The sequence below is a fragment of the Variovorax sp. RCC_210 genome, assembly GCF_041355175.1.
Taxonomy (GTDB): Bacteria; Pseudomonadota; Gammaproteobacteria; order Burkholderiales; family Burkholderiaceae_C; genus Variovorax.
In genome coordinates this window covers 151,970-177,220 of the sequence record NZ_JBFUPJ010000013.1, presented here as the reverse complement: position 1 = coordinate 177,220, position 25,251 = coordinate 151,970, and the positions used below count along the sequence as shown (strand labels likewise).

Sequence of the window (25,251 nt, the reverse complement as noted above, 5' to 3'; positions counted from 1 at the left end):
AAACTGAGCGCTTTGCGTCAAGGCCGAGCGCATCAGCCCTTGTTCTTCAGGTGCCGCGTCTGGTCGTAGGTCGGTTGCGGCGGCAGGTCGGCCAGGTGGCGCGTGTCGGCCCAGTCGACGATCTCGATCGCCTCGGGCCGGGCCGGGTCGGCGATGCGGATGCGGTTGAAGCCCGCGTTGGGGATGTCGCTGGTGCGCGGGCCGCTCAGGCTCAGGCCGCGGGCGGTGCGCCACACCATGTCGAGCACGCCGCCGTGCGTGACCACGATCAGGTGCCGGCCCCGGTACTCGGTGGCGATGGTGCCCAGCGCCGCGATGATGCGGGTGTGAAACTCGCGCGCCGTCTCGCCCTCGGGCATGGCGTGGTCTTCGCGAAACTCCAGCCACTCTTCCCACGCGCGCGGGTGCAGGCTCTGGATTTCGTCGGAGCGCATGCCCTCGACCACGCCGAAGAACTGCTCGCGCAGGCCCGCCGACGTCACCACCGGCAGCGACAGCTGCTGGGCGGCGGGCGCGGCGGTCTGCTGCGCCCGCATCAGGTCGCTGCTCAGAATGTGCTGCACCTGCTCTTCGGCCAGCCGCAGGCCGAGGCGGCGGGCCTGTTCATGGCCGATGTCGTTGAGCGGAACGTCGGCATGGCCCTGGAAGCGCAGCTCGCGGTTCCAGGCGGTTTCGCCGTGGCGGATCAGGATCAGGTCGGTGGTGAGCTCGGGCTTGGGTTGGGGTGTTGGCGTTGGCATTGCCGCCCATTTTCCACCGTGCGCGCGAAGCTCAGGTGTTCGCGCCCGGGCGCTGTTGCACGGCCACCACCGCGCCTGCCGCGTCCATGGCCGGAACCCCGTACACGGCGCCCAGGCGCACCGGCGAGGGCGTGAGCAGCGCCAGCACCCAGGCGATGACGAAGCCGCCGACGATGGCGCAGATCACCACCACCGCGGTGTACGGCACGGCCTTGTCCCGCGGGCATTTCATGAGCACCGGCAAGCCGGTGTAGAGCAGGTACACGCCGTACAGCGCCGCCAGCGCGCCGATGACCGACAGCGAAGGCAGCAGGCTGAAGATGCCGCCCACGAAGGCCGCGGTGCTCGAGTAGGCCGACAGCTTGAGCGCGCCGATCTGGCTTCGCGCGCCGTCGAAGGTCGGCGCCATGGCGTCGATGATGAGCGCCAGCACGAACACCATCAGCAGCGACATCACGTAGCCCACGATCATGTTCGCCAGGCCCGAGACGATCGGCACCCGAAAGCTCACGCCGAAGGCGCCGATGCCCACGAGCGACAGGCCGATGAAGCTCGCCACCGCCGGGATCAGCGCGAGGATCATCACGTAGTTCTTGTAGATGGAGGCGGCATCGGCCGGCTCCTCGTCGATGGCCAGCCAGGTGATCTGGGGCCTGAGCAGGATGGACTGGACGCGGTCAACCAGGGTCATTTGCAGGGAGTCCTCGACATGGATGCCGAAGTATGTCGAGGCCCGCCCGCCATGGCTGCTGGCCAGGAAGCCTATGCCATGGCCTGCGCATGACCTATGCCGTTACGCTGGTGAGCGCATTCACGCAGAATCCGTTTCCATGCCGAACATCGTCCTCCTGCCAGGCCTTGCCTGCGACGCACGCATCTGGGAAGCCCAGTTGCCCGCCCTCCCCGCCGCCTTCGCCGCCCGCGTGAGCGACGCGCAGCTGTTCAACGACACCATCGAGGGCATGGCCGCGGCCGCGCTGCGCGACAACGAAGGCCCGCTGGTGCTGTGCGGCGCGTCGATGGGCGGCATGGTCGCCATGGAAGCGGCCCGCCAGGCGCCCGGGCGCATCGCCGGGCTCGCCCTGCTGGGCAGCAGCGCGCGGCCCGAGACGCCCGACATGTTCACGCTGCGCGAGGGCGCCATCGAGTACTTCGAGCGCGGCGAGGTGCGCGAGATGATCGAGCCCAACGTGTTCTTCGCCTTCCACCCCAAGCAGGCGGCCGACCCGGCGATGGTGCAGCGCTACCTCGACATCGTGCTGGGCGCCGGCGCCGAGCAGCTCATTCGCCAGAACCGCGCGGTGATGCGCCGGCCCGACGCGCGCCAGCACCTGGACTCGGTGCGCGCGCCGGTGCTGCTGGTGTGCGGCAACGAAGACCGGCTGGCACCGCCCGAATGCACGCGCGAGATGGCGGCGCTGCTGCCGAACGCGGAGGTGGTGTGGATCGCCGAGTGCGGCCACATGCTGACGATGGAAAAGCCCGACGAGGTCAACGCCGCGCTGAATGCGTGGCTGGCCAGGCAGTTTCCCGATGCCTGAGACGTGACCTGACGACGGGACCGCCCGGGCAGGCAAGGCCGGCCAGCTTGCGAGCGCTGCCTTGCCGCGCTGCCTTGCCGCGCCGCCCTCAGGCCATCGCCCGCACGGCGATGCCTTCCTGCTCCAGTCGCTCGCGGATGCGGCGCGCAAAGGCCAGCGCATGCGCGCCGTCGCCGTGCAGGCACACGGTCTGCGCGTTGACGGCCACGGTGCTGCCGTCGATGGCGGTCACGCGGTGGTCGCGCACGAATGCCAGCGTCTGCGCGATGGATTGCGCCTCGTCTTCGATCAACGCGCCCGGCTGGCTGCGCGGCACCAGGCTGCCGTCGGGCATGTAGCCGCGGTCGGCGAACACTTCTTCCACCGGCGTGAGGCCGGCGCGGCGGGCCGCGTCGATCATGTGGCTGCCGGCCAGGCCGAAGAACTTGAGCGAGGGGTCGAAGCGGCGCACCGCCTCGCACAGCGCCGCGGCGAGCTCGGGCTCCTTCACGGCCTGGTTGTAGAGCTGGCCGTGCGCCTTCACGTGCGCGAGCGTGCCGCCCTCGGCCTTCACGATGGCCGCCAGCGCGCCGACCTGGTAGAGCACGTTGGCCACGATGTCGTCGGGCGGCAGGTGCATGGTGCTGCGCCCGAAGTTCTCGCGGTCCGGAAAGCTGGGGTGTGCGCCGATGGCCACGCCGTTGCGCAGCGCCCAGCGCACGCACTGCTGCATCGTCTTGGCGTCGCCCGCGTGCCAGCCGCAGGCGATGTTGGCGGAGCTGACCAGCGCGAGCAGCGCTTCGTCGTTGCCAGCGCCTTCGCCGAGGTCTGCGTTGAGGTCGATTTGCATAGCGGAGTTTCCTTTGCGCAAAAGTCTATGCCGCGCGGCGCCAGCCTGCAGCGGCCAGGCCTTGCGCCACCTGCGCCAGGTAGCGTTGCTGGGCCGCCCATGCAGCCAGCGCCTGCGGCTGGTCGACCTGCACCAGCCGTAGCTTGCCGTTGAGCGGCGCCTGCGCCAGCTTCCAGAGGTCGGCGCGGATGACCACGCCGATGCGCGGGTAGCCGCCGGTGGTCTGCGCGTCGCCCATCAGGATGATCGGCTGGCCCGAGGGCGGCACCTGCACCGTGCCGGGAATGACGCCCGAGGACAGCATGTCGCCGCTGCGCTTGCGCTTGAGTTCGGCGCCCGCGAGCCGGCTGCCCATGCGGTTGCTCTGCGGCGTGATGCGCCAGCGCTCGCCCCACAGCTGCTCGCGCGCGGCCAGCGTGAACAGCTCGAACTCGGGGCCGGGCAGCACGCGCAGGGCGATGGCGCCGTCGGCTTCTCCCGCGCCCCAGTCGGGGCCGCGCAGGCCGAAGGCACGGCGCTCGCGCTGCGCGGCGTCCAGGTGCGAGGCGCCCAGCGCCAGCCGGTCGCCCTTGCGCAGCGCGCGGCCTTCGTGGCCGCCGAAGCCGGCCTTCAGGTCGGTGCTGCGCGAGCCGAGCACCTGCGGCACGTCGATGCCGCCGGCCACGGCCAGCCAGCTGCGCAGGCCGGCCTTTTGCGCGCCGGGTGCGTTGGCACCCGAGAGCTTCAAGGTCTGGCCGGCCGCGACCGGCACGCTCCAGCAGGGCCAGAGCGGCACGCCGTCGAGGCTGGCGTTGAAGCCGTCGCCGGTGAGGGCGATGCGCGTGTCGGTCTCGAACTGCAGCTCGCAGCCGCCCATCGTCAGCTCGAGCCCCGCCGCGCCGTCGGCATTGCCGACGAGCCGGTTGGCCAGCGTGAGCGAGAGCACGTCGAGCGCGCCGCCCGGGCAGATGCCCAGCTGCCGATGGCCGTGCCGGCCCAGGTCCTGCACCGAGGCGAGCAGGCCGGGTTTGCGCACGATGATCATGTCTGCACGCTCTCGGCCACGAAGCGCACGCGGTCGCCGGGGCGCAGCAGGGTGGGCGATGCTGCCGTGGGGTCGAACAGCGCGAGCGAGGTCCGCCCGATCAGCTGCCAGCCGCCCGGCGACGCCAGCGGGTAGATGCCGGTCTGCTCGCCGCCGATGCCGACCGAGCGCGCCGGCACCGCCGTGCGCGGTTCGGCGCGCCGCGGCGTCGCGAGCTCGGGCGGCAGGCCGCCCATGAAGGCGAAGCCGGGCAGGAAGCCCAGCAGGTAGACGATGTACTCGCCGCCGCTGTGGCGCCGCACCACTTCGGCCGGCGTGAGGCCGGTGTGGGCCGCGACGTCGGCCAGGTCGGGCCCGTGCTCGCCGCCATAGGCCACCGGAATGTCGATGCGCCGGCCCTCGATGGCGCCCGAGGCGAGCGTCGGCCACGCCTGGAGCACGTGCGCGGTGAGCGTGTCGAGGTCGATCGCGGTCGGGTCGAAGGTGAGCGTGAGGTTGTTCATGCCCGGCAGCGTCTCGCCGACGCCGGGCCATTGGCGGGCCTGTTCGGCCAGCGCCCAGATGCGTTGCTGCTGCGCCAGCGTGGCCGGCGCGGGCAGCTCGCACAACAGCGCGGCATCGCCCAGCAGGTGCAGCCGGGGCGGCGGGGTGCCGCTCACGTCAGGCTGGCCTGCGCGGCAGGGCCTGTTCGCGCAACACCGCGGAGCCGGCTTTGCCGGGCCGCTGGCGTGGCCCCCGGCGAGGGGGTTGGAGAAGGTGCGCGAAGCCTGGAGGAGCGCTTATTCACGGCCCAGGCTACGGACCTTGGCCGCCAGTTTCTGTTCCACGTTGGGGGAGACGAACTTGTGCACCTCGCCGCCGAGCATGGCGATCTCGCGCACGAAGGTGCTGGAGATGAACTGGTACTTGTCGCTGGGCGTGAGGAACACGGTCTCAACGTCGGGCATCAGCGAGCGGTTCATGCCCGCGAGCTGGAACTCGTAGTCGAAGTCGGTCACGGCGCGCAGGCCGCGCACCATGGCCTTGCCGCCGCGCGCCACGACGAAGTCGCGCAGCAGGCCCGAGAAGCTCTCCACCGACACCTGGTCGCTATAGGGCTTCACGGCCTCGCGGGCCATGTCCATGCGTTCGGAGAGGGTGAAGAGCGCCTTCTTGTGGTGACCCGCCGCGACGGCGACGATCACCTTGGAGAAGAGCTGGGTTGCGCGCCGCACCACGTCCTCGTGTCCGAGGGTGATGGGGTCGAAAGTGCCGGGGTAAACCGCGATCACGTTGCTGGCCATGGTTGCTTCTTCCTCATGCTGCCGGTGCGGCTTGTTCGGCGGATTATGCAGTCCCCTGCGCGGGCTGCAGCGGCAACGTGGCGAGGACGGCGGCGGGCCGCAGCAGGTGCGCGTGAACGGCGCCGGCCTTCAGGTAGCGAAAGCCCACGAGGCCGAAGGCGGCGAGCTCTTCGTCGCTCCAGCGGCGCGGCGCCTCGAGGTACACCGAGCCGGTGCTGCGCAAGGCGCGCGCGGCGGCACGCAGGGCCGGCTCGTAGAGCGCGGTGCTTTCGAAGGGCGGGTCGAGGAACACCGCGTCCAGGCTGCCGGCGGCCACGCGCTCCAGCGCGGTCACGCCGTTGCCGCGCTCGATGCGCACGGCCTCGGCCTTCAGCTTGGTCTTGGCGGCCTGCAGTTGCGCGACCAGCGCGGCGTCCTGCTCGCACAGCAGCACGCCGGCCGCGCCGCGCGAGGCAGCCTCCAGGCCCAGGGCGCCGGTGCCCGCGAAGGCGTCGAGGCACTGCCAGCCCGGCAACTCGCCGCCGCCCGCGCCGGCCAGGCTCGCGAGCCAGTTGAAGAGCGTTTCGCGCACGCGGTCGGGCGTGGGGCGCAGGCCGGGCTTGTCGGCCACGGAAAGGCGGGTGCGCTTCCATTCGCCGCCGATGATGCGGACCTCGCTGGGCCTCGACGGGCGCTTGGCGGCGGCAGGGGTGGCGGGCTTGGCTGTCTTTGAAGACTTTGACGTCTTCGCAGACCTGGAAGACTTGGCGGGGGCGGCTTTCTGGGGCATGCGGCGAGCTTAACGCCGCTACCGCACAGCGATGTCAGCCCCCGAGCACAGCGCGCCGCGCCAGCATGGCCGCCAGCACGAGCATGGTGCCGCCGACGAGCGCGTCGAGCATCTGCCAGGCGCGCGGCCGCGCGAACACCGGTGCCAGCAGCCGGGCGCCGAAGCCCAGCGAGGTGAACCACAGCACGCTCGCCACCGTCGCACCCGCCACGAACCAGACCTTGAGCAGGCCCGCGTACTGCGCACCCGCGCTGCCCACGAGCAGCACGGTGTCCAGGTAGACGTGCGGGTTCAGCAGCGTGAAGCCGGCCGCCTGCGCCACCACGGCGGCGCGCGACACCGACACGCCCTGCGCGGTGGCGCGCAGCGCCGCGGGCTGGCGCGAACGCCACAGCGCCTTCAACCCATAGCCGCAGAGAAACGCTGCACCCAGCGCCGCGAGCACGGTGGCCAGCATCGGCCGCCCCTTCAGCGCCTGCGCCATGCCGGCCACGCCGGCACCGATCAGCACCGCGTCGCTGGCCGCGCAGAACAGCACCACCGCGCCCACGTGCTCTCGGCGCAAGCCCTGGCGCAGCACATAGGCGTTCTGCGCGCCGATGGCGACGATGAGGACCAGGCTCATGAAGAGCCCGTTGGCGAAGGCGGTGGTGACGTGTACGGCTTGCATGCGTCGAGGATGCCGCCTGCGCGCGCTTAATTCAAACTAAACTTTCTAACGCCGATTCAGTTTTACTTCATCACATCATGCTCGACTACGCCGCCCTCAACGCCCTTGCCGCCGTGGTGCGCGAAGGCAGTTTCGAACGCGCGGCGCGCGCGCTGCACGTCACGCCGTCCGCGGTGTCGCAGCGCATCCGGCAGCTCGAGGAGCGCACCGGCGGCGCCCTGCTGGTGCGCGGCCAGCCCTGCGTGGCGACCGAGGCCGGGCTGCAGCTGTGCCGGCACGTGGAGCGCGTGGGCATGCTGGAGCACGAGCTGCGCGATGCGTTGCCCGCGCTCGGCATGGGCAGCGGCGAAGCCGACGAGCGCGTCACCGTGCGCGTGGCCGTCAACGCCGACAGCCTCGCGACCTGGTTCATTGCCGCGGCGGCTTCGTTCGCCGCGCAGGCGCCCGCCGCGCTGCTCGACCTGACGGTGGACGACCAGGACCACACGGCCGAGCGGCTGCGCAGCGGCGCGGTGCTGGCGGCGGTCACGGCGCTGGCGCAGCCGGTGGCGGGCTGCAACAGCGAGGCGCTGGGCACCATGCACTACGTGGCGGCGGCCAGCCCCGGCTTCGTGCGCGCGCATTTCGCCAAGGGCGTGGGCGCCCGCACGCTGGCCAACGCGCCCAGCCTGGTGTTCGACCGAAAAGACCGACTGCAGGCGCGCTGGGTGCGCCGCATTTGCCACCGCAACGTCGAGACGCCGCGCCACTGGGTCCCCTCGCCCACCGCCTTCGTCGAGGCGGCGTGCGCGGGCATGGGCTGGGGCATGCACCCGGCCAGCATGGTGGCCGAGGCGCTTCGTACAGGGGAGCTGGTGGAGTTGGTGCCCGGCTCGACGCTGCCGGTGCCGCTCTACTGGCAGCAGGCGCGCGCGGCGCCGAAGCTGCTGGCGCAACTGGGGGCCGCGGTGCGCGCGGCCGCCGGCCAGGGCGCGCACGCCCTGGCCTGAGCGCAACGAGTCAGGGCGTCAGGGCGTCAGGGCGTCAGGGCGTCAGGGCGTCTTGACGGCGGCGGCGTTCGCTGCGTTGGCCGCCTTGGGGTCCTTGGCGTCCTTGCCGCCCACCACCACCGTCACCATGCGCTCGGGCTGCAGCTTGCGCTGGAAGGCCGCCTTGATGTCGGCCGCCGTCACCGCGTTCATGCGCGCGGTCCAGGTGTCGAGGTAGTCCAGCGGCAGGTCGTGCCAGGCGATGTTGGCCACGTTGCCGATCAGCTTGCGGTTGCTGTCCAGCAGCAGCGGAAAGCCGCCGATCACGTTGTCCTTCGCGGCCTTCAGCTCGCTGGCGGTCGGGCCTTCGGCCACGAACCTGGCGAGCACCTCGCGCGACATCTTCACGGCGTCGTCGGCCTGGTCGGGCCGGGTCTGGAAGCCGATGCGGAACGCGCCCGCCTCGAGCCCCGGCGCAAAGCCGCTGTAGATGCTGTAGGTGAGGCCGCGCTTCTCGCGCACCTCGTTGGTCAGGCGCGAGACGAACCCGCCGCCGCCCAGCACGTAGTTGCCCAGCGTGAGCGCAAAGTGGTCCGGGTCCTTGCGCGGGTAGCCGGGCTGGCCGATGAAGACATGCGCCTGGGCCGAGTCGAACGCAATGCGCTCGTCCTTCGGCGCCGTGAGCGCGGCCACGGGCGCGATCTGGGGCAGCGGCGCGCAGGCCTGCGGCGCCGGCAGGCGCGACAGCAGCGCGGTCGCCAGCGTCTCGGCCTCGGCGCGCGTGACGGCGCCCACGATGCTGAGCTTGGCGCGGCACGGCACGATGAGCTGCTCGTAGCGCTGGCGCATGGCGGCGGTGTCGATGCGCGCCAGCGTGGCCTCGGTCACTTCCTGGCCGTAGGGGTGCACGCCGTACACCGCCTGCGCGAAGGCGCGGCCGGCGATGGTCGCGGGCTTGGTGTTGGCCTCCTTGATGGCGGCGTTGATGCGCTCGCGCTCGCGCTGCCACACGTCGTCGGGGAAGGCCGGCTCGCCGATCTCGCGCGAGGCCAGCGTGACGGCCTTGTTCAGCAGCGCGGGGTCGGACAGCGAGCGCAGCGAGTAGCTGGTGCGGTCGGTGCCGGCGCTCACGTCGAAGCTGGCGCCCAGGTCGGCCCAGGCCTCGCCCAGGGCGTTCTGGTCGAGCGCGGGCTCGCCGTTGCTGCCGGCGCGCACGCCCTTCTCGACCATGGCCGAGGTGGTGCTCGCCAGGCCGGCCTGCGCCGCGGGGTCGCGGCGGCTGCCCGCGTCGAAGTCGACCTGCACGTCGACGATGGGCAGCGCATTGGTGGCCACCAGGTAGATCTGGGCGCCGTTGGCCAGCGTCCAGTGCTGGATAGGCAGCGCGGCCTGCGCGCTGGTCATGCTGGTCATGGCCGTGATGCCGACCAGCGCGGTGACGCCGGCGAACAGTGCGTGCCGGGCTTTTTTCTTGAGGGTGAACATGAAATCGGTACCTTTCAGCGCAGTTCGCCTGCGGGTGCCGCGAAGCCGCGGCCGCGCTTGGCTTCGGGCGGCAGGGGCCGCAGCGTGGCGACCGTGAGCTGGTCGTCGCCGAAATACCTGGCGGCCACGGCCTGCACCTGGGCCGCGGTCACGGCCTGAAGCCGGGCGACGATGCGCTCGCTGGCGTCCAGCGGCAGGCCCTGGATCCAGTTGCTGCCGAGTTCGCGCGCCTGCGCCATCACCGAGTCACGCTTGTAGGTTTCGCTGGCCACCCACTGGGTCTTCACGCGCGCCAGTTCGGCCTCGCCCACCCCTTCCTTGGCAACGCGCGCCACCTGGGCGCGCAAGGCGGCCTCGACCACCTCGGCGCTCTTGCCGGCGGCGGGCACGCCGTCGAGCACGAAGAGCTGCGGGCCGCGGCCGATGAAGCCCGAATAGGCGCCGGCCGAATCGGCGACGCGGTCGGGGCCTTGGGTGAGGGCACGGTCCAGCCGCGCGCCCGAATAGCCGTCGAGCACGGCCGACAGCACCACCAGCGCCCAGGCGTCGCTGTTGGCGTCGTCGATGCCGGCGAGCTGCGGGGCGCGGAAGGCCAGCGACACGTAGGCCTGTTCGGCCGGGGCCTTGAACTCGATGCGGCGGATGCCGCGCTGCACCGGCTCGACGCGCGGCTTGCGCACCGGCACGGCACGCGCGGGAATGCGTCCGTAATATTTCTCGGCCATGGCGCGCACCTGCGCCACGTCGACGTCGCCGGCCACCACCAGCACGGCGTTGGCGGGTACGTACCAGCGCTTGTGGAACTCGCGCACGTCGTCGGGCGTCATGGCGTCCAGGTCGCTCATCCAGCCGACCACGGGGCGGTGGTACGGCGAGGCGATGAAGGTGGCGGCGTTCTGCTGCTCGCCAAGCAGCGCGCGCGGCTGGTCTTCGGTGCGCAGGCGGCGCTCTTCCTTGACCACCTCGATCTCGCGCTTGAACTCGTCGTCGGGCCACTGGTTGTTGGCGAAGCGGTCGGACTCGAGCTTCATCACCTGCTCGAGGCTGCCCACCGGAATCTGCTGGTAGTAGCCGGTGAGGTCGCGGTTGGTGAAGGCGTTTTCCTGGCCGCCCAGGGCCGCCACGCGGCGCGAGAACTCGCCGGGCTTGATGTCCTTGGTGCCCTTGAACATCATGTGTTCGAGCGCATGTGCCACACCGGAGGTGCCGTCGACCTCGTCCATGGAGCCGACGCGCACCCACACCATCTGCACCGCGGTCGGCGAGCGCCGGTCGGGCTGCACGATCAGCGTCATGCCGTTGGCGAGGGTGAATTGCTGGGGGCCGGGCGCCGCGGCTGCGGCGGCGGAAGGCTGGGTGGAAACCTGGGTGGATTGGGCCTGCGCAGGCATGGCCCACGGCGCGAAGAGCGCCATTGCCAGCACCGCACCAGACGCAGCACGGCGTGGCGGGAGGTGTTTCATAGAATGGGTCGGATTGTAAAAAGCTCCTGATGTTCAGTTTCTTCAAGAAAAAACCGCCTGCCGAGACCCCCGACACGCCGGCGCCCCCCTCGACGGGCACGCCGGCCGCGCCAGCGCCTGCCCCGGAACCCGCACCCACGCGCTCGGTGTTCTCGCCTTCGAGCTGGTTCGGCTCGAAGCCGGCGGTGGAAGAAACGCCCGCTCCGCCACCGGCTGCGCCGCCTCCGCCGCCCCCACCGCCACCTCCCCCGGCTTACGTCCCGCCGCCTACGCCGCCCGCCGTGGCGCCTCCCGCGCCAGTCGCGGCACCGGTGCCAGCGCCCGCACCGGCTTTCGCACCAGCCCCTGCCCCTGTCGCCACGTCGGTCGCCACGCCGGTCGCCGCACCTGCGCCGGTGGTGTCGCCGCCGCCGGTGGTTGCAACCCGTGTGGTGGCGCCCACTGCGCCGACACCGGCCCCCGCACCCGCATTCGTCGCCCCGCCTGTCACAGCGCCCGTCCCCGCACCCCCGCCACGCGCACCGGTTCCCGCACCCGTCCCCGAACCCGCCGTCGCCACCGAGCGCAAGAGCTGGCTCGACAAGCTCAAGACCGGCCTGCGCAAGACCGGCACCGGCATCCAGGCCGTGTTCGTCAACGCGCAGATCGACGACGCGCTCTATGAAGAGCTCGAATCTGCCCTGCTGATGGCCGACACCGGCGTGAAGGCCACGGAGTTCCTGCTCGACGACCTGCGCGGGCGCGTCAAGCGCCAGATGGCCACCACCGCCCCGCAGGTCAAGCTGCTGCTGGCCGATGCCATCGCCGACCTGCTGAAGCCGCTGGAAAAGCCGCTGGTCATCGGCGAATTCACCCCCACGGTGATCATGGTGGCCGGCGTGAACGGCGCGGGCAAGACCACCTCCATCGGCAAGCTCACCAAGCACCTGGCCACCGAGGGCGCCTCGGTGCTGCTGGCCGCGGCCGACACCTTCCGGGCGGCGGCGCGCGAGCAACTGCTGGTCTGGGCCGACCGCAACACGGTCGAGATCGTGAGCAACGAAGGCGGCGACCCCTCGGCCGTGAGCTTCGACGCCGTGAATGCCGGCAAGGCCCGCGGCAAGGACGTGGTGCTGGTCGACACCGCCGGGCGCCTGCCCACGCAGCTGCACCTGATGGACGAGCTCAAGAAGATCAAGCGCGTGGTCACCAAGGCCGACGCCACCGCCCCGCACGAGGTGCTGCTCGTCATCGACGGCAACACCGGGCAGAACGCGCTCGCGCAGGTGAAGGCCTTCGACGAGACGCTGGGCCTCACCGGCCTGATCGTGACCAAGCTCGACGGCACGGCCAAGGGCGGTGTGCTGTGCGCCATTGCCCGCGAGCGGCCGATTCCGGTTTACTTCATCGGCGTGGGCGAGAAGCTGGAAGACCTCGAGACCTTCAGCGCGCGCGAGTTCGCGCAGGCCCTGCTGGGCTGACACGGCGCCGTCACCGGCGCGGGCAGCGACGCGGGCAGCACCCCATAAAAAAACGGCCCCCGCTCGCGCTGGGGCCGTTTTTTCTTTTTCTTCTTCTCTCCCTGTCTCCCTGACCTCCGGCCCGGTGTGCGAGGTCTGCCCCGTCTACCGGACCTTCTTCCTCGCGGACGGCGAGCCGTCCGCTCCTCGCATGCCTGCCGTCAGAGCCCGAACGGGCTCGTCGGCTTGCAGATGACGACGCCCGCGCAGTTGGTGGGCTTGTAGTAGTAGTTGCGCTGCTCGGTGCCCACGATCAATGGGCCGACAAAGCCGTAGCCGGTCGCGCCCAAGGTGTTCGACTGGACGATGTCGGCCTCCAGCGTGGCCCCCTCGGTCAGCGCCTGGTAGCTGAAGGTGCTGGACTGCGACAGGTCCTTCACGAAGACGCTGCCCTTGAAGCTGCCGAACATGTACGGGAAGCGGTAGCGGAAGCCGCGCGCGCCCTTCTCGTCGAACTGCGCCAAGGCCCCGTTGGTGTCCGACGCGGCGTCGCCCAGTTCGTAGGCGTAGGTGGCGTTGCCGGCCGAGCTCTTCTCGAACACCGCAGAGATGACCCCGCCGAAGCCGTAGCCCGGCGCGGTGTTGAAGTAGCCCGCCGCGCCCTGTGCGTTGACCTGTGCGAGGAAGCCGTCCTTGTCGGTCGCGGGAGCTTCGGTGCGGTAGGTGTAGGTGGCGTCGGCGTCGCTGTCCTTGCGGTACAGCATCACCACCGTGCTGGTGCTGCCGACAGCCAGCGCACCGACCCAACGGAAGCCACGGCTGCCGGCTTCGTTGGCCTGCGACAGGAAAGCACCAGCGTCCGCAGGTGGGGACTTCAGTTCATAGACATAGGTCGCGTCGCCGGTCTTCACATAGACATGGGCCGCGCTGCCACCCGAACCCAGCGCGCTGAGGAACATGAAGCCCTTCGCGCCCTCGCTGTTGAGGTTGCTCAGCAGGCCGGCGTTGTCAGCGGGATACGGCAGTTGCTCGTACAGGAAGGTGTTCGTGGCCGGTGCAGGCGCGGGCGCAGGTGGCGGGGGCGGGGGCGGAGCCGGTGGGGCTGGCGGCGCGGGCGGCACGATGTTGCCGATGGGCGCGAACGAGGCGCCGTTGTCGCCACCACCGCCGCCGCACGCCGCGAGAGCGAGGGTGGCGGCCACTGCAGCGGCCACCGCCGCGAGCTTGAAATTCATTGAAAGAAACCTCCGTTCCGATTGTTTTGAGGCAACGCGGGAACGAGCCCGGTTGCGTGGCACCCCGGGCGAACCGGGAGCGAAGTCGAAGGTAAAGGGAGGCGCTGCAACCGGCCAGTGCCGAAAGTCACGACATCGGTTGGCTACGGATGCCATCGGCATTCAAACGAATACCAATGGCTTCAAATCAAGAAAATTGACGTGCGATGGTCGAAATCAGGCCGAAGGCGCGGCCTCCGCCATGGCGCGCAGCAACGACTCGGCCGCCACAGGCTTGAACAGCACCGGCACCCGCGACTCGCGCACGCGCAGCAGCCGGTCCGGCGAGGTCTCGCCGGTAATGAGCAGCAGCGGCGTCGCCGCGCGTGCTCCTCCGCCCTGGCTCAGCCGCAGTCCGGCGTCGAGCCCATCCGCGCCGTCGGCCAGCCGGTAGTCGCACAACAGCAGCTCGAACGGGCGGCCCTCGGCGGCGGCGCGCCGCAGCGCCTCGGCCGCGGCCTCCTCGCTCGCGACGGCGTGCGCGTCGACCGCGTGGGAGCGAAGCAGGCCGGTCATGGCCTCGCGAATTTCCAGTTCGTCGTCCAGCAGCAGCACGCGGGCCGGCAGCACGGGCGCGGGGCCGCGTCGCAACGCCGAGGGCGCTTCCGCCGACGGGCTGAGCGCGCCCACCGGCGCACCCACTGCGGGCAGCACCACCCGAAAAAAGGTGCCCCGCCCCGGCCGCGAATGCATCTGCACCGGATGGCCGAGCAGCCGAGACAGCCGCTGCACGATCGACAGCCCGATGCCCAGGCCCCGCGAGCGGTCGCGCCCCGGGTTGTTGACCTGGTAGAACTCCTCGAAGATCCGGCTCGACTGCTCGGGCGCGATGCCGATGCCGCTGTCGCGCACCTCGATCCACACCGCGTCGCCGCGGTCGCGCGCCGTCACGGTGACGCCGCCGCGCGCGGTGTACTTCAGCGCGTTGTCCATCAGGTTGGACAGCATGCGGTGCAGCAGCTGCGGGTCGCTGTGCACCCACAGGCCGCTGGCGCGCACGCGCAGTTGCAGCTTCTTGTGCTCGGCGCGCGCGGCGAAGGTGTGGTTCAGCGGCAGGAACAGCGCGTCGAGCTGCACGGGCTGCAGCGCGGGCGTGATCACCCCCGCGTCGAGCCGCGACACGTCGAGCATGGTGTCCAGCGAGGCGCCCAGCGCATTCACCGCGCGCATCAGCCGCTCGGCGTTGCGGCGCTCGGGGCGGTCGCGCAGTTCGTTTTCCAGCGCGGCGCCGAACAGCGCAATGGCGTGCAGCGGCTGGCGCAGGTCGTGGCTGGCGGTGCCGAGAAAGCGGGTTTTCTCTTCGCTGGCGCGCTCGGTAGCGGCAATCTGCTCGCCCAGCCGCGCGGCGAGCGCCTCGTTCTCGAAGCGCAGCATGAGCGACTCGGTCAGCAGCTTGTGCTGGCCCACGCCCGCGTGCAGGGTCAGCAGCAGGTAGGCCGCGCCGGCCGCGGCCAGGAACAGGTGCAGGCCGTCGCCCTGCCAGGCCAGCGCGGTGATCATGCCCATCGACATCGGCATCGTGTAGCCGAAAAGCGCCGGCTTCAGCGGCCAGAGCGACTGCGCCGCGCGCGCGCAGCTGCCGACGATGACGGCCATCAGCAGCGAGGTCATGGGCAGGTTGTCGTGCGGCACGATGAGCCAGGGCACCACCGCCGTGACCATGCTCACCAGCGTGACCATGCGCGAGATCTTGCGCGCCCAGTAGGCGCTTTCGCGCGCCGGGCGCTCGGGCGTCCAGCGCGGCGTGAACAGCACGTAGAGGTCGGCCGCCAGCAGCGTGCCGGCCCAGAACAGCAGGCTCGGGTCTTTCAGCTGCGAATAGATGATGGCGCCGAACACCAGCACGAACGCCATGTGCGTGAGCGTGGAGGCGATGTAGGTGCTGTAGACCGACGCGATGTTCTCGCGCAGCACGCGCTGGGCGAGCGTGTGGTCGGCCAACGGATCGCTCGGCGCCACGGTCGGCACGCCCGGGCTCAGTGCAGGGTGCTGATCAACTGGGCGCGCGAACGCATCCCGAACAGCAGCAGGATGGTCGAGACGTGGTTCTTCACGGTGCCTTCGCTCAGGTTGGCGAGCTGCGCGATTTCCTTGTTGGCCTTGCCTTCGAGCACCCACTGCAGCACCTGCATCTGGCGCGGCGTGAGCTCCTGCCAGGCACTGGCATGGGCGAACTCCGCGTAGCCCGCGAGCGGCTTCGAGACCGCCGGCAGCTCGGCCGCGCCGGTGGCCGGGTCGAGCAGCCCGCAGGCGCGGATGAAGCTCACGACCTCCTTCAGGTCGGCCGATTTCGGCAGGAAAGCGGCCGCGCCCAGCGCGAGCACGCCCTGCGCCAGCGTGCTGTTGCCGGTGCCCGAGAGCACCACGATGCGCGCGGACGGAAAGCGCAGCCGGAATTCGGCCAGCCCGCTCAGGCCGTGCGTATCGGGCAGCGCCAGGTCGAGCAGCACGAGGCCGATGCGGGCCTGGTGGGTTTCATACAGCGCGAGCGCGTCGGCGGCGTTGCCGGCCTCGAACACCTCGATGGTCGCGCCGGACGAGGCGGCCTGCGCCTGCACCAGCGCGCAGACACCCAGGCGCAGCAGGTCGTGGTCGTCGACCACCAGGATGGCCGTGGGCGCGCGGGTTGACGTGCTGGGCGCGCCGGGCGTGCCAGGCTTGCCGGGCTGCGACGAGGAGGACAGGGGTGCGGGGGCGGAGTCGATGGAGGACACGCGTCGATCTTAGCGGCGTAACCTTTTGGTGACAGTGTAGAAAGTCATGGGACAGCCCACGGCCGTAGTGCTTAATGCTACTTTTTTGATAGCGATTTCTCATGGCTTGCTCGCTTGCCATCGGGCTTTTCTGTCGGCACCATGGTCGTTCGGCCGCATCGCAAGGCGGTCCTGGAGACATCGCATGACCCACACCGCCGCCGCCCCGCTGGCCTCGAGCGACCGCAAGGTCGACCGGTTGCTTGCCCACTATGAAGAGAGCCACCGCAACCCGACCAACGAGCTGATCCACTTCGTGGCCATCCCGGCCATCATGCTGAGCATCGTCGGGCTGCTGTTCGCGATCCACCCCTGGGTGGCGTATGGCTTCGTGGGCGCCAGCCTCGTCTATTACGCGCTGCTGCGGGCGCCCGCCTTCCTGCTGACGATGGTGCTGCTGACCGCGCTGGCGCTGGCGCTGGTGCACGCGATGGGCGGGCTTGTATTGCCGGTTTCAGCCGCTATCTTTGTAGTGGCCTGGGTGTTCCAGTTCGTGGGCCACAAGATCGAAGGCAAGAAACCTTCGTTCTTCGAAGACATCCAATATCTGTGGGTCGGACCGCTGTTCGTACTGTCCAGGCTTTTTCTAAAGCTGGGCATCCGTTGGTAGCCCCTGACTATCTTGCCGATAGGAATTCAAGGGAACCCTTGGCTTAGCACTCCCTCTAACCGAGTGCTAATATGGCCAACACTAAGGAGTTTTCCCTGATGACAACGCTGTCTGGAGTCTCTGCCAACCAGCTGGCCGTCGCCAACCCATGGTCGATGGTTCCCCCGCTGGGCAACCTGGATGCCTACATTTCGGCCGCCAACCGCCTGCCGATGCTCACGCTCGAAGAAGAGCAGGGCTTCGCTCGCAAGTTGCGCGACCAGAACGACCTCGAATCCGCCGGCGCGCTCGTGCTGTCGCACCTGCGGCTCGTGGTGTCCATTTCCCGCCAGTACCTGGGCTACGGTCTGCCGCACGGCGACCTGATCCAGGAAGGCAACGTCGGCCTGATGAAGGCCGTGAAGCGCTTCGACCCCGACCAAGGCGTGCGGCTCGTGAGCTACGCCATGCACTGGATCAAGGCCGAGATCCACGAGTACATCCTGAAGAACTGGCGCATGGTCAAGGTCGCGACGACCAAGGCCCAGCGCAAGCTGTTCTTCAACCTGCGCTCGATGAAGCAGGGCTTCAAGGCCGACTCGGCCGCGGCCGACAACGGCACGCACCGCGAAACGCTGAGCCCCGACGAGGTCTCGCAAATGGCGACCCGGCTGAACGTCAAGCCCGAGGAAGTGCTCGAGATGGAAACCCGCCTGTCGGGCGGCGACGTCATGCTCGATCCGGGCCCGACGGACGACGGCGACGAGGCCTTCGGCCCCATCGCCTACCTGGCCGACGCCACGCAGGAACCGACCGCGCTGCTCGAATCGCAGCAACGTGACCGCCTGTCGAGCGACGGCATCGCCACCGCGCTCGAGGCGCTGGACGATCGCAGCCGCCGCATCGTCGAAGAGCGCTGGCTCAAGGTGAACGACGACGGCTCGGGCGGCATGACGCTGCACGACCTGGCCGACGTGTACGGCGTGAGCGCCGAGCGCATTCGCCAGATCGAAGTCGCCGCCATGAAGAAGATGAAGAAGGCGCTCGCGGACTACGCGTAAGTCTCTTCACGTCAATGAACGAAGCCCGGCAATGCCGGGCTTTTTTCATTTGGAGAGCGTTCGCATCGCCCGCTTGGCGATGTAGCGGGTCTGGTCGCAGTCCGACTCGGCCACCCAGCGCGCGCACAGACCGTCGACCCATTCGCCCTGGCCGGCCTGGCCCTTGCTCGCGTCGTTCAGCCAATTGGCCACCGAGTTCTGCACGTAGCGGCTCGGGTCGGCGCGCAGCGGCTCCAGCAACGGCAACGCGCGCCACGGCTCGGCCTTCAGCGCCTCGATCTGCGCGCACCACACGCCGCGCGGGCGCGTGAGTTCGCTCGCGAAGCGGCGGATGTTGGGGTCGGCGTCGAACACCCAGGGCTGCAGCAGCGCCAGCGCTTCGTCAAGCGATGCGATGACCGCGTCGCGCACCGCCATCCACGCGATCTCGCGCACGCCGAAGTGCGGATCGGCCGCAAAGCGGCGCACGGCCTCGAGCTGCGCCGGCAGCGGCAGGCCCGACAGCGTGACCCACTGCGCGGCCCAGCAGCGCGCCACGTCGCTGGCATGCGTGGCGAGCCTGTGGGCGACCGCATCGCGCTCGCCATGCAGGGCCGCCAGGTCGTAGAGCGCGCGTGCGATGTGCCCGTGGCGCTGCATCGGCTTGAACGCGGCCAGCATGGCCAGCGTGTCCACCAGCCGTTCGCTTTGCGCATCGAGCCCGATGTGCCCGGCCACGCTGTGCGCCAGCCGTGGCAGCTCGAGCGCCATGAATTCGTTGAGGTTGACGGTTTCGAGCAGCCCGTCGTTCAGCGCGCCCAACACTTCGGGCGGAATCAGCGCGATGCGAAAGGCGCCCTTGCGCCCTTTCAGGTGCGCGACCGCGTCGCTAGGGACCACCACCGCGTTCATCCGCAGGCCCGGCTCAGGAAGCCAGCAGCATCTTCAGGTCGGACACCATCGGCGCGACGCCCGCGCCGTAGCGCGCATAGAGCCGCAGGCGGCCTTGCGTGTCGTAAACGTAGCTGGCGGCCGAGTGGTCCATCGAGTAGCTGGTCGGCGTCTTGCCGTCGACCTTCTTGTAGTAGACCTTGTAGTCCTTGGCGACGGCCGCGAGCTCGTCGGCCGTGGGAATCAGCGCGACGAAGCTGGGGTCGAACGCGCCCATGTAGGCCTTCAGCACCTCGGGCGTGTCGCGCGCCGGGTCGACCGTGAGGAACAGCACCTGCAGCTTGTCGCCGTCCTTGCCGAGCTGCTGCTTGACCTGCGCCATCTCGGTCATGGTGGTCGGGCAGACGTCGGGGCACTGCGCGTAGCCGAAGAACAGCACCACCACCTTGCCCTTGAAGTCGGCCATGGTGCGGACCTTGCCGTCGGCGTCCTTCAGCGAAAAATCTTTCGCGTAGTCAGCGCCGGTGATGTCGACGGCATTGAAGTTCTGCTTCGCCTCGCCGCTGCACGCCGACAGGCCCAGCCCCAGGCCTGCGCCCGCGCCCACCCAGGCGGCACCGGTGGCAATCAACTTGAGGGCGTGGCGCTTGTTCATGGAAAAGATGTTCAACGAAGGTAGTGGTCGACGAGCAGCGCCAGGAACAGCACGCTCAGGTGGATCAGCGAAAACCTGAAGGTCTTGCGCGCCAGCGTGTCCGAGTAGTTGCGCCACAGCGCGAACGCGTAGCCGGTGAAGCCGATGCTCACCACCACCGCGACCGCGAGGTACAGCCATCCGCTCATGCCGTAGATGAAGGGCATCAGGCAGGCCGCGAAAAGAATGAAGGTGTACAGCAGCACCTGCAGCCGCGTGAACTCGTTGCCGTGCGTGACCGGCAGCATCGGCAGGCCGGCCTTGCGGTAGTCCTCGACACGGTAGAGCGCCAGTGCCCAGAAGTGCGGCGGCGTCCACAGGAAGATGATGAGGAAAAGAATGAGCGCCTCGGGGCCCACGTCGCCCGTCATCGCGGCCCAGCCCAGCACCGGCGGCATCGCGCCCGAGGCACCGCCGATCACGATGTTCTGCGGCGTCAGCGGCTTCAGGATGACGGTGTAGATCACCGCGTAGCCCACGAAGGTGGCAAAGGTCAGCCACATGGTCAGCGGGTTGACCGTGAACCACAGCAGCACCGAGCCCGCCGCGCACAGCAGCGCCGAGAACACCAGCGCCTGCATGTCGCTGAGCTGGCCGCGCGCGGTGGGCCGCCAGGCGGTGCGCTTCATCTTCGCGTCGATGCCCTTCTCGACCAGGCAATTGAACGCCGCCGCCGCGCCCGCCACCAGCCAGATGCCGATGCAGGCCAGCACGCCGCGCTGCACGTCGGCCCAGCTCGGCAGCCCGGGCACGGCCAGCACCATGCCGATGAGCGCGCAGAACACGATCAGCTGCACCACGCGCGGCTTGGTCAGCGCGTAGAACTGGCGCAGCACGTTCGCGGTGCTGGTTTGCTGAACGGGAATCGGGGTACTCATTTGAAAAACTTCGCGCTGCGCGCTGCGGCGTTCGCCTTGGGAACGGCCACGCAGCTCACGCAGTGGCCTTTCTTGGGTTGTTGTTGCGACCGCCTGCATTGTCACTGGCATGCGCGGTCCGTACCGACGCATCGCGGCGGCTCTCGCACAGCGCCCAGGTCAGCACCACGGCCAGCGCCGCGGCACCGCCGGTGTGCAGCACGGCCGCTGCCAGCGGCCAGCCGAGCAGCACGTTGCCCAGGCCGGTGGCCAGTTGCAGCAGCGCCAGGCCGGCGAGCCAGTGCGCCTGCGGGCGCAGCGTGTCGATGCGCCGCAGTCGCCACGCCAGCACGCCGAGCGCGACGAACACGGCATAGGCCATCAGCCGGTGCGCGTAATGGATGGCGGTGAGCGCGGAAAAATCGAGCGGCTGGCCTTCGCCGGTCACGCCCAGGTGACGCCAGATTTCAAAGCCTTGCGCGAAATTCATCGCCGGCCACCAGCTGTCCTGGCAGGTCGGAAACTGCGTGCACGCCAGCACCGCGTAGTTGGTGCTGACCCAGCCGCCGAGCGCAATCTGCAGCACCAGGAGCACGGTGGTCACGACAAGGCCGTTGCGCAGCGCGGGCGACACGGGTGTCGGCAGCCGCTGCGCGGCGGCCTGGCGGTAGTGCACGGCCTGGATGCAGAGCAGCGCGAGGAGCACCACGGCGCCCAGCAGGTGCAGCGTGACGATCGCGGGAAACAGCTTCCAGGTGACGGTGAGCGCGCCGAAGGCGCCTTGCAGGCAGACCCAGACCAGCGTGAACGCGGGCCACCAGGCGCTCAGCGTCGCATGGTGCGAAGGATGCCCACCGTCGCTCGAGGGCGGCGGCGCGCGGCGCTGCCGGCGGCGCACGATCCAGGTCGCGCCCGCGAGCGTGAGGATCAGCACGCCCACGCCCGTCGCCAGGTAGCGGTGAACCATCTCGACCCACGCCTTGCCGTGCGTGACCGGCCCGGTCGGCTGGGCGGCCTGCGCCATGGCGATTTCATGGCGCGCACCGGCAGGGCTGGCATTGCCGTAGCAGCCGGGCCAGTCGGGGCAGCCCAGGCCCGAATCGGTGAGCCGCGTGAAGGCGCCGAACAGCGTCAGGTCGAAGGTGAGGAACAGCGTGAGCACGGTGAGCGCGTGCAGCCGGCGCGCCGGCCCGGCGCCCGCGTTGCGGCGCCACACCCACACCAGCGGGCCGAGCGCAATCAGCACGCCCGCGGCCATGAGCCAGGCGATGGGCGTCAGATCGTAGAGCGAGCTCGTGTCCATGCGGCGTCTCTCAGCGGCCCGGTTCGTCCCACGACGCGGAGGCGCGCAGCAAGCGGTCGAGGTCGCGCTTGGCGCGGCTGGCGCCGGCGGCGTCCATGCGGGCGGGGAAACGCATCATCCAGTTGCCCATGGGATCGACGACGTAGAGGTGCTCGGCCAGGCTGTGGCCCGACACGGGCGCCAGCCACCTGGCGATCTGCTCGGCCGGCACGCGCAGTACGGTGGCGCCGCGCAGCCCGTTGTCCAGCCGCTCGGGCACGGGAGCGGCGTCGCTCACGAGCCAGACGCGGTCCATGCGGTCTTTTTCGCGGCCCAGGCTCTCGCGCAGCTGGCGCTGCAGGTACAGCTGCTGCTCGCACAGCGCATCGCAGGCCGCATCGGCCACAGCCACCAGCAGCCATTGGCCCTTGAGCGTGGCGAAGTCCACGGGTGCGCCGCTGCGGTCGGTGGCAACCAGCCTGGGAAGCTCGTGCTGCGGGTCGATCAGCTCGCCGTACACGCTGCGGCCTTCGGGCCGGATCACGTAGTACGTGAAGTACGACGCAATGACCGGCGCCGCGCACATCAGCATCACCGCGACCATCTTCCAGCGCCCGTTGACCGTGCGCCGGCCCTCGGCCCCGTCGAGCGCCTGGTTGGGCGACGGCATCGAATGCACCGTCAGGCCCAGCGGCTCGTCAGAAGCGGCCATCGCGTGCGCGGCGCCTTGAGCGGAAGAAGGGTGTGATGAATTGGAACCAGACATAGAGGATGACGACGAGGGCCGACAGGCCGAACCACTGGAATGCGTAACCGTAGTGCCTCTCCAGGCCCAGCGCCGGGGCCGGCCAGTCGCGCTGCAGGCCCTCGGAGGCCGCCCCGGTCTGCTGCAGCGACACGTCGGTGCGCAGCGGCTGCTTGGTCTCGGCGCGGAAGGCCTCCAGGTCGAGATTTTGCCGGATGGGCGAATACCCTTCGACGGCCGCTGTTGCACTGGCAGATGAGGAGGCCGGCGCGGTGGCAGGCGCGGAAGCTGCGGCGGCGGGTGCCGATGCCGCGGCGGCCGGCGCGGGCGTGGACGTGCCCAGCTCCAGCAGGTGGCTGGGCGGTGCCTCGATCAGGCCCGTGACCTCCACGATGCCTGCCGGCGTTTCGACGGCGCCCAGCTGCGTGCGGTCGACGAAGTTGCGCTGGACCCAGCCGCGCTGGACCATCACCGTCTGCTCGGTGCCCTCCAGCGCGAAGGGTGTCAGCACATAGAAGCCGGGCGTGCCGTGCATCTGGCGGTTGTCCAGGTACACGGTCTGCGGCGTGAGCCACAGGCCGCGCAGGCGCACCGGCCGGTGCAGCGCGTCGGTGGCCTTGTCCATGGCCAGGAACTCGGCCTGCGTGAGCGGCGGCTTGAGCTTCTGGGCGTCGATGCTGGCCTGCAGCGCTTCCTTCTGGGCCGCGCGCGAAAGTTGCCAGCGGCCGAGCGACACGGTGGCGGCCACCGTCAGCACGGCGGCAAGGGTGATCACCCAGAAGCGGCCCGGGCGGCGCCGTTCTTCGGGGTACAGGGGTTCGGGAGTCACTGGATGGAGCGAGGCCTGCGGCCGATAATGCGGGTCATGAAATATTTCGTCGCCCTGGTGTTCCTGGGCATCTTCGCGAGCCTCGCGTTTGCCCTGTACTTCATGCTGAAGGACGGGCGCAACGGGCGCGCCAAGAGCGGCGGCATGGCGCGCGCCCTCACCTTTCGGATCGGCCTGTCGGTGTTTTTGTTCCTCTGCATGCTGCTCGCCTGGAAACTCGGCTACATCCAGCCCACCGGACTCCCGCTCGGCAAGTAGATGGTGCTCGTTCCACGAGAACCATGAAAAAGGCGCCTTCCGGCGCCTTTTTTGTGGAATGCCGCGCGGTTCGCTCAAAGCCAGTAAACCAGCATGTAGAGGCCGAGCCAGACCACGTCCACGAAGTGCCAGTACCAGGCCGCACCCTCGAAGCCGAAGTGGCGCTCCGGCGTGAAGTGGCCCTTTTGCAGCCGCAGCGTGATGAACAGCAGCATCAGCATGCCGATGAACACGTGCAGGCCGTGGAAGCCGGTCAGCATGAAGAAGGTCGAACCATAGGTGCCCGAGCTGAGCTTGAGGTTCAGCTCGGTGTAGAGGTGGTGGTACTCGTAGCCCTGCACGCCTAGGAAGACGATGCCCAGCAGCACGGTGAGCCACATGAAGCGGATGGTCTGTGCGCGGTGGCCTGCACGCAGCGCGTGGTGGGCAATGGTGAGCGTCACGCCCGAGCTCAGCAGCAGCGCGGTGTTGATCGTGGGCAGCCAGAACGGGCCCACCGTCTGGAAGGGCTCGACGATGCCGGCCGGCGAACCCGTCACGCCGGCGGCCACGCTGGGCCACACGGCCTTGAAGTCGGGCCAGAGGATCGCGTTGTCCAGGCTGCCGAGCGTGGGCAGCGCATGGGTGCGGGCCCACCACAGCGCGGTGAAGAAGGCGCCGAAGAACATCACTTCCGAGAAGATGAACCAGCTCATGCTCCAGCGGAACGAGAGGTCGATCTTGTGGCCGTACTGGCCGCTCTCGCTCTCGCCGATGGCGGTGCGGAACCACACGAACAGCGTGCCGAGCCAGACCACCATGCCCACCAGCAGCGACCAGGCGCCCCAGGCGTGCCCGTTGATCCATTGCGCGGCACCCAGGATCACGAAGAAAAGGCCGATCGCGGCCGAGACCGGATAGGCCGACGGTCCGGGCACGAAGTAGTAGGGCGTGGTGCCGTGGGTGGTTGAACTCATATCAGCTCCTGGCTTTCTTTCTTCTCTCGATTCGGAAAATTCTGCTTGTCGTGGGTTGCTGCTTGCTGCTTCGCTGGCTGCCGGCCACCGCCTACGAGCGCGGCTCGGTCGCCGCGCCCGACACGGCCGCCACCGGCGCCGCGGGCGTCTTGCCGCCCACCTCGAAGAAGGTGTACGACAGCGTGATGGTCTTCACGTCCTTCGAGATCTTGGGGTCGATCACGAACGCGACCGGCCACTGCTTCTTCTCGCCCGGGTCGAGCGTGTACTGGTTGAAGCAGAAGCACTCCAGCTTGTTGAAGTACGGCGCGGCCTGCTGCGGCGCATAGCTCGGAATGGCCTGCGCGGCCATGCGGCGGTTCTGCACGTTCTGGAACTCGTACATCACCGTGTTGAGCTGGCCCGGGTGCACCTGGATGGTCCGCTCCGCGGGCTTGAAGTCCCACAGGCCGCCGCGCACGTTGGAGTCGAACTCCACGGTGATGGTGCGGGTCATGTCGACCTGCGTGTTGTCGGGCACGCGCACGTTCTTGCCGCCGCTGGCGCCGCCGGGCACCTCGAGCTCGGAGAGCGCGAGGATGTTGATGCCGGTCATCTCGCAGATGGCGCGGTACATCGGGACCAGCGCGTAGCCGAAGGCGAACATGCCGCAGGCCACCACGGCCAGCTTGCCGACCATGCGGACGTTGGCGCGCCGGATGCGTTGACCGAGGCTCATGCGTGTGCTCCCGTTCGTTGCGTGCGTGAATGCCGGCTCAGCGACCGCTGAACCAGACCATGCGCACGATGAAGCCGACGAAGAACACCACGGCGATGGAAGCCAGCGTGAGGCCCATGCGGCGGTTGTTGCGTTTCTGCTCGGGTGTCATCGT

The 25,251-nt window shown here is 69.5% G+C and carries 28 protein-coding genes; 6 read left to right on the top strand and 22 right to left on the bottom strand.

Annotation, left to right across the window (positions count from 1 at the left end; translation table 11 throughout):
• Positions 1-32: 32 nt before the first annotated feature.
• Entirely contained in the window at positions 33-740 is a 708-nt protein-coding gene (locus AB6807_RS29320) for a histidine phosphatase family protein (protein ID WP_116909316.1), read from the bottom strand.
• A gap of 31 nt (positions 741-771) precedes the next feature.
• Positions 772-1,431, bottom strand: a complete 660-nt coding sequence (locus tag AB6807_RS29315; protein WP_371087314.1) for a Yip1 family protein — start codon at positions 1,429-1,431, stop codon at positions 772-774.
• A gap of 139 nt (positions 1,432-1,570) precedes the next feature.
• Between AB6807_RS29315 and AB6807_RS29310 the strand changes: the two genes are divergently transcribed.
• Positions 1,571-2,281, top strand: a complete 711-nt coding sequence (locus AB6807_RS29310; RefSeq protein ID WP_371087313.1) for an alpha/beta fold hydrolase — start codon at positions 1,571-1,573, stop codon at positions 2,279-2,281.
• A gap of 88 nt (positions 2,282-2,369) precedes the next feature.
• On the opposite strand, the gene pxpA is transcribed toward AB6807_RS29310, so the two are convergent.
• The 6 genes from pxpA to AB6807_RS29280 form a co-directional block, all read right to left on the bottom strand.
• The gene (pxpA, locus tag AB6807_RS29305) at positions 2,370-3,110 is read right to left on the bottom strand and encodes a 5-oxoprolinase subunit PxpA (RefSeq protein ID WP_371087312.1); all 741 of its coding nucleotides are present in this window, start codon (positions 3,108-3,110) and stop codon (positions 2,370-2,372) included.
• Positions 3,111-3,135: 25 nt separating this feature from the next.
• On the bottom strand, positions 3,136-4,134 hold the full coding sequence (locus tag AB6807_RS29300) for a biotin-dependent carboxyltransferase family protein (RefSeq protein WP_371087311.1): 999 nt from the start codon (positions 4,132-4,134) through the stop codon (positions 3,136-3,138).
• Positions 4,131-4,793 carry a 5-oxoprolinase subunit PxpB gene (gene pxpB, locus AB6807_RS29295; protein ID WP_371087310.1) on the bottom strand — a complete coding sequence of 221 codons (663 nt, stop codon included), beginning with the start codon at positions 4,791-4,793 and terminating at the stop codon, positions 4,131-4,133. Before pxpB ends, AB6807_RS29300 begins: the two co-directional genes overlap by 4 nt.
• A 120-nt stretch (positions 4,794-4,913) precedes the next feature.
• Positions 4,914-5,417 (bottom strand): pantetheine-phosphate adenylyltransferase, encoded by a 504-nt coding sequence (coaD, locus tag AB6807_RS29290; protein WP_116909322.1) that lies wholly within the window; start codon positions 5,415-5,417, stop codon positions 4,914-4,916.
• A 43-nt stretch (positions 5,418-5,460) separates the two neighbouring features.
• On the bottom strand, positions 5,461-6,186 hold the full coding sequence (locus AB6807_RS29285) for an RsmD family RNA methyltransferase (RefSeq protein WP_371087309.1): 726 nt from the start codon (positions 6,184-6,186) through the stop codon (positions 5,461-5,463).
• Between the two features lie 34 nt (positions 6,187-6,220).
• Complete coding sequence (locus AB6807_RS29280) at positions 6,221-6,856, bottom strand: LysE/ArgO family amino acid transporter (RefSeq protein ID WP_371087308.1); 636 nt, start codon at positions 6,854-6,856, stop codon at positions 6,221-6,223.
• Positions 6,857-6,933: 77 nt separating this feature from the next.
• Here AB6807_RS29280 and AB6807_RS29275 point away from each other — a divergent pair, with 77 nt between their 5' ends.
• Positions 6,934-7,845, top strand: a complete 912-nt coding sequence (locus AB6807_RS29275; RefSeq protein WP_116909325.1) for a LysR family transcriptional regulator ArgP — start codon at positions 6,934-6,936, stop codon at positions 7,843-7,845.
• A gap of 42 nt (positions 7,846-7,887) precedes the next feature.
• Here the strand turns inward: AB6807_RS29275 and AB6807_RS29270 are convergent, their stop codons facing one another.
• Both AB6807_RS29270 and AB6807_RS29265 read right to left on the bottom strand, forming a co-directional pair.
• Entirely contained in the window at positions 7,888-9,309 is a 1,422-nt protein-coding gene (locus tag AB6807_RS29270; RefSeq protein ID WP_371087307.1) for a M16 family metallopeptidase, read from the bottom strand.
• A 14-nt stretch (positions 9,310-9,323) separates the two neighbouring features.
• Positions 9,324-10,772, bottom strand: coding sequence for a M16 family metallopeptidase (locus AB6807_RS29265; RefSeq protein ID WP_371087306.1), 1,449 nt, complete (start codon positions 10,770-10,772; stop codon positions 9,324-9,326).
• A 29-nt stretch (positions 10,773-10,801) separates the two neighbouring features.
• Here AB6807_RS29265 and ftsY point away from each other — a divergent pair, with 29 nt between their 5' ends.
• Positions 10,802-12,232 carry a signal recognition particle-docking protein FtsY gene (ftsY, locus tag AB6807_RS29260; protein ID WP_371087305.1) on the top strand — a complete coding sequence of 477 codons (1,431 nt, stop codon included), beginning with the start codon at positions 10,802-10,804 and terminating at the stop codon, positions 12,230-12,232.
• A gap of 200 nt (positions 12,233-12,432) precedes the next feature.
• Here the strand turns inward: ftsY and AB6807_RS29255 are convergent, their stop codons facing one another.
• The 3 genes from AB6807_RS29255 to AB6807_RS29245 all read right to left on the bottom strand — a co-directional run bounded on the left by AB6807_RS29255 (position 12,433) and on the right by AB6807_RS29245 (position 16,199).
• A complete protein-coding gene (locus AB6807_RS29255; protein WP_371087304.1) occupies positions 12,433-13,446 on the bottom strand; it encodes a hypothetical protein in 1,014 nt (337 codons plus the stop codon).
• Between the two features lie 216 nt (positions 13,447-13,662).
• Entirely contained in the window at positions 13,663-15,453 is a 1,791-nt protein-coding gene (locus AB6807_RS29250; RefSeq protein WP_371087303.1) for an ATP-binding protein, read from the bottom strand.
• An 8-nt stretch (positions 15,454-15,461) separates the two neighbouring features.
• The gene (locus AB6807_RS29245; RefSeq protein ID WP_371087302.1) at positions 15,462-16,199 is read right to left on the bottom strand and encodes a response regulator; all 738 of its coding nucleotides are present in this window, start codon (positions 16,197-16,199) and stop codon (positions 15,462-15,464) included.
• Positions 16,200-16,383: 184 nt separating this feature from the next.
• On the opposite strand from AB6807_RS29245, the gene AB6807_RS29240 reads away from it, so the two are divergent.
• Positions 16,384-16,848, top strand: coding sequence for a DUF962 domain-containing protein (locus tag AB6807_RS29240; protein WP_371087301.1), 465 nt, complete (start codon positions 16,384-16,386; stop codon positions 16,846-16,848).
• Between the two features lie 98 nt (positions 16,849-16,946).
• On the top strand, positions 16,947-17,888 hold the full coding sequence (gene rpoH, locus AB6807_RS29235) for an RNA polymerase sigma factor RpoH (RefSeq protein WP_116909332.1): 942 nt from the start codon (positions 16,947-16,949) through the stop codon (positions 17,886-17,888).
• 45 nt (positions 17,889-17,933) lie between these two features.
• Here the strand turns inward: rpoH and AB6807_RS29230 are convergent, their stop codons facing one another.
• Genes AB6807_RS29230 through AB6807_RS29205 form a run of 6 tightly spaced genes read right to left on the bottom strand, consistent with a single transcriptional unit; the run spans position 17,934 to position 23,165 of the window.
• Complete coding sequence (locus tag AB6807_RS29230; protein WP_371087300.1) at positions 17,934-18,770, bottom strand: DNA alkylation repair protein; 837 nt, start codon at positions 18,768-18,770, stop codon at positions 17,934-17,936.
• 22 nt (positions 18,771-18,792) lie between these two features.
• The gene (locus AB6807_RS29225; protein WP_371087299.1) at positions 18,793-19,413 is read right to left on the bottom strand and encodes an SCO family protein; all 621 of its coding nucleotides are present in this window, start codon (positions 19,411-19,413) and stop codon (positions 18,793-18,795) included.
• Positions 19,414-19,424: 11 nt separating this feature from the next.
• Positions 19,425-20,330 (bottom strand): heme o synthase, encoded by a 906-nt coding sequence (cyoE, locus tag AB6807_RS29220; RefSeq protein ID WP_116909334.1) that lies wholly within the window; start codon positions 20,328-20,330, stop codon positions 19,425-19,427.
• A gap of 55 nt (positions 20,331-20,385) precedes the next feature.
• Positions 20,386-21,612 carry a heme A synthase gene (locus AB6807_RS29215; RefSeq protein ID WP_371087298.1) on the bottom strand — a complete coding sequence of 409 codons (1,227 nt, stop codon included), beginning with the start codon at positions 21,610-21,612 and terminating at the stop codon, positions 20,386-20,388.
• 10 nt (positions 21,613-21,622) lie between these two features.
• Complete coding sequence (locus AB6807_RS29210) at positions 21,623-22,303, bottom strand: hypothetical protein (protein ID WP_371087297.1); 681 nt, start codon at positions 22,301-22,303, stop codon at positions 21,623-21,625.
• On the bottom strand, positions 22,290-23,165 hold the full coding sequence (locus AB6807_RS29205; protein ID WP_371087296.1) for an SURF1 family protein: 876 nt from the start codon (positions 23,163-23,165) through the stop codon (positions 22,290-22,292). Before AB6807_RS29205 ends, AB6807_RS29210 begins: the two co-directional genes overlap by 14 nt.
• Before the next feature lie 27 nt (positions 23,166-23,192).
• Here AB6807_RS29205 and AB6807_RS29200 point away from each other — a divergent pair, with 27 nt between their 5' ends.
• Positions 23,193-23,423: a twin transmembrane helix small protein gene (locus tag AB6807_RS29200; RefSeq protein ID WP_093057631.1), complete on the top strand. Its 231-nt coding sequence runs from the start codon at positions 23,193-23,195 to the stop codon at positions 23,421-23,423.
• A gap of 74 nt (positions 23,424-23,497) precedes the next feature.
• Here the strand turns inward: AB6807_RS29200 and AB6807_RS29195 are convergent, their stop codons facing one another.
• From AB6807_RS29195 to AB6807_RS29185, 3 genes are all read right to left on the bottom strand, one after another.
• Positions 23,498-24,379, bottom strand: a complete 882-nt coding sequence (locus AB6807_RS29195) for a cytochrome c oxidase subunit 3 (protein WP_116909337.1) — start codon at positions 24,377-24,379, stop codon at positions 23,498-23,500.
• A 91-nt stretch (positions 24,380-24,470) separates the two neighbouring features.
• Entirely contained in the window at positions 24,471-25,097 is a 627-nt protein-coding gene (locus AB6807_RS29190; protein WP_116909338.1) for a cytochrome c oxidase assembly protein, read from the bottom strand.
• Between the two features lie 37 nt (positions 25,098-25,134).
• The gene (locus tag AB6807_RS29185) at positions 25,135-25,248 is read right to left on the bottom strand and encodes a cytochrome oxidase small assembly protein (protein WP_286516058.1); all 114 of its coding nucleotides are present in this window, start codon (positions 25,246-25,248) and stop codon (positions 25,135-25,137) included.
• Positions 25,249-25,251: the final 3 nt, after the last annotated feature.